Source organism: Pseudomonas sp. GM25, assembly GCF_000282255.1.
GTDB classification, from domain to species: domain Bacteria; phylum Pseudomonadota; class Gammaproteobacteria; order Pseudomonadales; family Pseudomonadaceae; genus Aquipseudomonas; species Aquipseudomonas aphyarum.
Genome location: NZ_AKJQ01000055.1, coordinates 43,745 through 50,303, shown reverse-complemented (window position 1 = coordinate 50,303; position 6,559 = coordinate 43,745). Strand labels below are relative to the sequence as shown.

The following is a 6,559-nucleotide window of genomic DNA, read 5'->3' as shown; positions in this document are numbered from 1 at the left end:
GGAGAGGGAACTGACCGAGGTGATTGTGAGAGGTACGCCGACGTGAGATACCGAGGTGAACTCGGGTTTTGAAGCACATAAGTTCACTACTGCCTCCGCGCCAGCACCAACACCAACACCAACGTCAGAGTCAGCTTCCACATCAACTTCCGATTTCGCTTTGGCTTTGGCTTTGGCTTCCCACCACTCAACACAATGAGCGTTAGCTCGAGTACCGCTCTTGACGTGCCGGCCCCGTTGGAAGGCTGAGTGGAGGGATTTATCCGGGGGTGGGAGCGCAGCGACCGTGCGGCGCAGCCGCATGCATCGAGAGGAGGTGCAGCGAAGCAAACCGTAGGCGATGCCCCCGGATGAATCCCGGAGCGAAGGAACGCCGAGCCTCAGCGAGGGGCCGAACGCAGGGGCCCAGACCTTTGGTTCCTTTGGGGCGTTTGCCAAAGGGACTCGCCGTAAGGGCGAAACCATAAGCCACCGTTACCGAAAAAACGGATATGTACACAGTCAACCCAAAACCTGGTCGGCCTTGAGGCCGCCAAGTCCAAAGCCTCAAACCCGAGCCTGACTCTTACTCCAATCCGTCAACAAACTATAAGCAACAGCCAAAAGCGTAGGCCCAATAAACAACCCGATAAACCCAAACGCAATCAACCCGCCAAACACCCCAAGCAACACAATCACCAACGGCAGATTCCCGCCCCGGCTGATCAGATAAGGCTTGAGCACGTTATCCACGCCACTGATGATGAACGTCCCCCAGATCCCGAGAAACACCGCCATCCCGTACTCACCCTTCCAGGCCAGCCAAGCCGTAGCCGGAATCCACACCAGCGGTGGCCCCATCGGAATCAAACTGAGCAGAAACGTCACGATCCCCAGCACCAGCGCCCCCGGCACCCCGGCAATCAGGAACCCGATCAGCGCCAGCACCGCTTGCGCCGCCGCCGTACCGATCACCCCGTTGACCACCCGCTGCACCGTACCGGCCACCAGATCGATGTAGTACCCGGCCCGGTCACCGATCAAGCGCTCCAGCAGACTGTGCACGAACGCCGCCAGTCGCGGCCCGTCGCGGTAGAAAAAGAACACGAAGACAATGCTCAGGGTCAGCTCGAGAATCCCGCTGCCGATCTGCGCACTGCGCGCCAGCAACCAGTTGCCGACCTGCCCCAGATAAGGTTTGACCGTCACCATCAGGGCCGCGCCCTGCTGATCGATGCTGTTCCAGATCCCGACAAGCCTCTCGCCCACCACCGGCACGCCGCCCAGCCAGCTCGGCGCCTCGGGCAATCCGTCGACCTGCACATCCTTGATGAACGCCGTGGCATCACGCACGTGATCGGCCAGGTTAAAGCCGAGCCACACCAGCGGCCCCGCCACCAGCAGCATCCAGCCCATGGTCAGCAACAGCGCCGCGAGGGATTCCCGGCCATTGAGCCAACGGGTCAGCAGGCGCATCAGCGGCCAGCTGGCAAACGCCAGCACCGCACCCCAGAACAGCGCCGACCAGAACGGCGCCATCACCCAGAAACTGGCACCAAACAGCACCAGCAACAGGATCTGCACCAGCAGACGATCATTATTGGGCATGTGAAATCTCGAAAAAAATCAGTCAGGCAAAGAGTAGGCGAACACGTCGAGCGTGTCCGCCAAAGACACCTTATCGCAACAGATCGATACGCAGACCTTCGCCATCGACACTGCCGGTTTCCATTCGCGCGGCGCGCACGCCTTGCCCGATCAGCGCTTGCCGCCAGGCCTCGGCTTTCGGCCCGGACACCGTCACCCGCAACGTGGTGTCGAGGTTCAGGCCACGGGACAACAAGCGCAGCCAGGTGTCATCCGGATCGCCAGCGAGCTTGGGAAAGTCCAGTTCGCCGGTGCTTTTCAGTTCCCGCAGCAGCGTGGCCGAGGTCGGCAGCAGGTCACCGAGCGGTGCCAGCGCCTCGAACTGTTCGACGTGCAGATAGGCTTTGCGATTGCCGCGGGTGATGCTGTAAAGCGCCACCAGCGTGTTGTCGCGCGGGGCCGCGAGCCTCAGCAGCAGATAGGCCTGCTGCTCGTCGGCACCGTACAACTTGGCGTTGCCGAATACCTCGTTGGCCCACAGGCTGCTCTCGCCGCAATCCCGGGCCTGGCACCAGAACAACAGCTGCGCATCCTGCTTTTGCAGGGCTTCGCGAGCGAGAGTGAAGGCTTCGGTGGCGGAATGTTCCGGCGGCAATTCGTAGGTCACCGAGGTGGTTTGCCCCCGGGCGCTGACCTGGCCGTCGAAACGCAACTGGCCGCTGATCTTGCGGATCGAGCCGAGCGGGTAGATCCGCTCCAGCTCCACGGCGGGGCGATAGTCGACGATCTGCGCATCGGCCACACGCGGCACGATCGGCAGGTCCTGACTGCCCGGCAGGTCGGCAGCGAATAGAAAGGGACTGAAACAGCACAGCGCCAGCAGACTGATAGATCGCATGGACAGGCTCATCGCAGGGGCATGGCCTGGGTGCCTTGAGGGCAGTTCGAAGTCGCAGCGGTGTAGAAATCCATCTTGGTTGTCTCCCATTTCAACCTGCCCAGCCTCGACAGTTGCCGGGAGCAAGTCAAGGAATGGCGAAGAACCGATTGAAACAGTCTGCGACAAGGTCGGCCCCCGCCTCATCGTTAAGGTGCAGATGGTGCCCGCCCGGCAGCTGTTCCCGGTCAAAGGGTAGACGTTCCAGCAGCTCCGGATGTTTGGCCAGCATGCCGTCGGCGGCGACCACCAATTGTGCGGGGCAGGCAATGCGCTGCACGAACGCCATCGCCTGTTCCTGGGTCAGACGCAGCGGCGACGGCAGGGTCAGGCGGTTGTCGGTGCGCCAGGTGTAACCGCCGGGCACCGGCATCAGACCGCGCTGCGCCAGCAGTTCGGCGGCTTCGCGACTGACCGCCACCAGCCCTTTCATGCGCGCTTCGATCGCCCGGTCGAGGGTGTTGTAGACCGGTTTGCGCTTTTCCCGAAGATCGAGTTGCGCCTGTAAGGCCATGCCCATGCGCTCGGCGGCGTTTTCGCCTTTGTCGGTAGGAGGAATCACCCCGTCGATCAACGCCAGATGGGTGATGCGTTCGGGCAACGACCCGGCCAGCACCAGCGAAACAATCGCGCCCATGGAATGCCCGAGCAGGCCGAAACGTTTCCAGCCCAGTTGTTCGGCGACCTGCAGCACGTCATGGGCGTAATCCCACAGTGCATAACCGGCGCCGTTCGGCCGGTGCCCGGAATGCCCGTGACCGGCCATGTCCAGCGCCACGATGCGCAAGCCTTTGAGCTTCGGCGCCAGGCGCGCGAAGCTGTTGGCGTTGTCCAGCCAGCCGTGCAGGGCGATCACCGGCAACCCGTCTTCCGGGCCGAACAGGTGCGCCGCCAGTTCGATATGCGGCAGGCTCAGGCGCACTTCTTCGACGGCGGGGTTCATGCGCAATCCTTGTCTTGCCGGCGCTCCCAGCGATCGAACAGGTTTTTCAGTAATTGCGCGGTGTCCTGCGGACGCTCAAGCGGAAACATGTGACCGCCAGGCACGGTCAGCGACTCGCCTTGAGGCAGGCGCCCGACGAAGCGGGTGTGGTGGTTCATCACCACACGGCTTTTGTGCCCGCGCACCACCGCCAGCGGCACTTTCAATTGCCGGGTATGCGCAGGACTGGTGTGCGGCACGCCGCGATAGATGCTGATCTCGGTCGCCGGATCGAAGCGCAGGCGCAGCTTGTCGCCGACCTTGTGCAGGCCGTGCTGCAAGTAGGCATCGAAGCATTCCGGATCAAAGCTGCGGAACAGGGTCTTGCCGGCAAAATAACCACGGGCGCTGTCCAGATCGGCAAACTCTTCGCGCCGCCCCAGCGTACGACCGGCCGGGGTCAGTTTGTCGATGAAACCAAAGCGCTTGGCGGCGCGGATCACCCATTGATCCGTGCGGGTCAGCACCGGCGAATCGAGCATCACCACGCCCCGATACAGTTCAGGGCAACGCAGTGCGGCGTGCAGATGCAACATGCCGCCGAAGGAATGGCCAACACCCCACACCGGTTCATCTTGCTGCTGCAAGTGATGGGTGAGTTCATCGACCAGGTGGTACCAGTTGTCACCCGCCGGGAAACGCGGGTCATGGGCGTGTTGTTCCAGATGCGCGACCCGGTACTCGGGCGCCAGCGCCGCGAACAGTTTGCCGTAGGTGCCCGAAGGGAAACCGTTGGCGTGGGCGAAGAAGATCGGTTGCGACATACCGGCAAATCCATGAGCGGAAAACAGGCGTTGATTGTCCGTAAGACCGCGTCCCACAGCAATGACCGTAACTGCCAGGAATGATGACAGTCCGGTCAGGGCTATGACGCTTCGGCCATCAACGTGCCGGCGGTTGTTCTCCCAGCGGCACCACCGCCATGGTCAGGCGCGACACACAACTGGCCTTGCCTTCATCGCTGGTCAGGCGAATGTCCCAGACGTGGGTGGTGCGGCCGATGTGGATCGGTTTGGCCACTGCCGTCACCCGTCCGCTGCGCAGTCCGCGCAAGTGGTTGGCGTTGATTTCCAGGCCGACGCAATAGAACTTGCTGGCGTCGATGCACAGGTAACTGGCCATCGAGCCGACCGTCTCGGCCAGCACCACCGAGGCGCCGCCGTGCAGCAGACCATAAGGCTGATGGGTGCGATGGTCGATGACCATGCTGGCCGTCAGCGATTCCTCGTCGAAGGACTCGAAGCGAATGTCCAGCACTTCGCCGATGGTGTTTTTCTGGATTGCGTTCAACTGCTCGATGTTCGGAGTGGTGCGCCACAAGGTCATCGCAGGCTTCCTTTGTTGTTTTGATCGACGCTCAATCCTGCCACAGCACCGCCTCGCTGCGCTCGCTCCATTCTTCGAAACGTGCTCCGTAGGTGTCTTCGATGATGTTGCGTTTGATTTTCAGGGTCGGTGTGAGAAAACCGTTCTCCACCGCCCAACTGTCCTTGACCACCACCAGCCGGCGCAGGCGCTCGTGCTTGTCGAGTACGGCGTTGACCTCCTCCAGCAATTTTTCCAGGCTCGAATGCAGCGGCGCGCGGGCCTCTTCCCGGCCCACGGCCGACAGCACGCACAACCCCAGCGGCGCACTCAGACCATCGCCGACCACGCAGACCTGCTCGATCCGCGAATGCACCGCCAGCCGGTTTTCGATCGGCGCCGGGGCGACGTACTTGCCCTTGCTGGTCTTGAAGATTTCCTTGAGCCGCCCGGTCAGGCGCAAACGCCCTTCGGCGTCCTGCTCGCCCTTGTCGCCGGTGCGCAGGAAGCCGTCTTCGGTGAGAGTCTCGGCGGTTTTCTGTGGTTCCTTGAAATAGCCGAGCATGTTCGCCTGGCTGCGCACCTGCACTTCGCCGGACTCATCGATGCGCACTTCCACGTCGGGGCATGGCCGGCCGATCCAGCCTTCCTTGTATTGCCCCGGCAGGCAGATGTGCGAATACCCGCAGCTTTCGGTCATGCCGTAGACCTCCAGCACGTCGAGCCCGAGTTTCTGATACCAGCGCAACAGGGTCAGCGGCACCGGCGCCGCACCGGAAAGCGCGACGCGCAGAGCATCCAGCCCCAACCCGGCCAACACCTTGTGGCCGATGCGTTTGCCGATCAAGGGCAGACCGAGGAGGAAATCCAGGCGTTTCGCCGGGATCTTGCTGTAGACACCCATCTGGAACTTGGTCCAGATCCGCGGCACACCGAACATCGCCGTCGGCCGCGCCCGCTTGAGATCGGCGAGGAAGGTGTCGAGGCTCTCGGCGAAAAACACCGTCTGCCCGGTATAGATCGACGCCAGTTCGACGAACATCCGCTCGGCGACATGACACAGCGGCAAATACGACAGCAGCCGGTCGTTCTCATTGAGACCGAACAACTGCGTGCCGCGCGTCGTCGCGAAGCCGAGATTGGCGAAGCTGTGCATCACGCCCTTGGGCAGGCCGGTGGTGCCGGAGGTGTAAATGATGGTCGCCAGTTGCTCGGCGGCGGGACGCGGATCGTCCTGGATCGGCGAGCTGCGCTGCACATCGTCCCAGTTGAAATCGAACGTGCCCGGTGGGTGCAGCGGCAGGCTGACGGTGGTCAGGCCCGCCGGCACGCCCGGCGACATGCCCGGCCAGTCATCGAGCTTGCCGATGAACGCCAGCACGCTTTCCGAGTGGGTGAGCACCTGATTCACCGATTCGGCGGTGAGGTTCGGGTAGAGCGGCACCGAGACATGCCCGGCCATCCAGATCGCCAGGTCGGCGATGATCCAGTGCGCGCAGTTTTTAGAGATCAGGGCGATGTGGCTGCCTTGCGGCAACTCCCGGGAGCGCAGCCAGTGCGCGGCGCAGCGGGCCTGATGGCCGACGTCGGCCCAGGTCAGTGTCTCGACCTGCCCGCCGCCGATCGGCTGCACCAGAAAACGCTGACGCGGGTGCCGGGCCTCGCGTTCGTAAAACACGTCCAGCGGCAAACGGAAGGCGGAAGACATTCGACTCGCTCCTGTTTTTTGGTCTGGAGCAAGCGTAGTCAACCAAGCAAGTGCTTGGTTG

General features: G+C 62.6%; 6 protein-coding genes. All 6 read right to left on the bottom strand.

The genetic code is table 11. The features are described from left to right. Positions 1–546 precede the first annotated feature (546 nt). The gene (locus PMI24_RS21990; RefSeq protein WP_007957818.1) at positions 547–1,587 is read right to left on the bottom strand and encodes an AI-2E family transporter; all 1,041 of its coding nucleotides are present in this window, start codon (positions 1,585–1,587) and stop codon (positions 547–549) included. Between the two features lie 70 nt (positions 1,588–1,657). Continuing rightward, positions 1,658–2,464, bottom strand: coding sequence for a DUF4892 domain-containing protein (locus PMI24_RS21985; RefSeq protein ID WP_007957816.1), 807 nt, complete (start codon positions 2,462–2,464; stop codon positions 1,658–1,660). 127 nt (positions 2,465–2,591) lie between these two features. Next, positions 2,592–3,446: an alpha/beta hydrolase gene (locus PMI24_RS21980; protein WP_007957814.1), complete on the bottom strand. Its 855-nt coding sequence runs from the start codon at positions 3,444–3,446 to the stop codon at positions 2,592–2,594. Continuing rightward, on the bottom strand, positions 3,443–4,249 hold the full coding sequence (locus PMI24_RS21975) for an alpha/beta fold hydrolase (RefSeq protein ID WP_007957812.1): 807 nt from the start codon (positions 4,247–4,249) through the stop codon (positions 3,443–3,445). Before PMI24_RS21975 ends, PMI24_RS21980 begins: the two co-directional genes overlap by 4 nt. A 118-nt stretch (positions 4,250–4,367) precedes the next feature. Continuing rightward, positions 4,368–4,811 (bottom strand): hotdog fold thioesterase, encoded by a 444-nt coding sequence (locus tag PMI24_RS21970; RefSeq protein ID WP_007957810.1) that lies wholly within the window; start codon positions 4,809–4,811, stop codon positions 4,368–4,370. 31 nt (positions 4,812–4,842) lie between these two features. Further along, on the bottom strand, positions 4,843–6,498 hold the full coding sequence (locus tag PMI24_RS21965) for an AMP-binding protein (protein ID WP_007957808.1): 1,656 nt from the start codon (positions 6,496–6,498) through the stop codon (positions 4,843–4,845). Positions 6,499–6,559 lie beyond the last annotated feature (61 nt).

What these genes read in the sequence shown, in the direction of transcription:
- PMI24_RS21975 (WP_007957812.1), bottom strand. Translation starts at nt 4,249, where the DNA reads ATGTCGCAACCGATCTTCTTCGCCCACGCCAACGGTTTCCCTTCGGGC.
- PMI24_RS21970 (WP_007957810.1), bottom strand. Translation starts at nt 4,811, where the DNA reads ATGACCTTGTGGCGCACCACTCCGAACATCGAGCAGTTGAACGCAATC.
- PMI24_RS21965 (WP_007957808.1), bottom strand. Translation starts at nt 6,498, where the DNA reads ATGTCTTCCGCCTTCCGTTTGCCGCTGGACGTGTTTTACGAACGCGAG.
- PMI24_RS21980 (WP_007957814.1), bottom strand. Translation starts at nt 3,446, where the DNA reads ATGAACCCCGCCGTCGAAGAAGTGCGCCTGAGCCTGCCGCATATCGAA.
- PMI24_RS21985 (WP_007957816.1), bottom strand. Translation starts at nt 2,464, where the DNA reads ATGCGATCTATCAGTCTGCTGGCGCTGTGCTGTTTCAGTCCCTTTCTA.
- PMI24_RS21990 (WP_007957818.1), bottom strand. Translation starts at nt 1,587, where the DNA reads ATGCCCAATAATGATCGTCTGCTGGTGCAGATCCTGTTGCTGGTGCTG.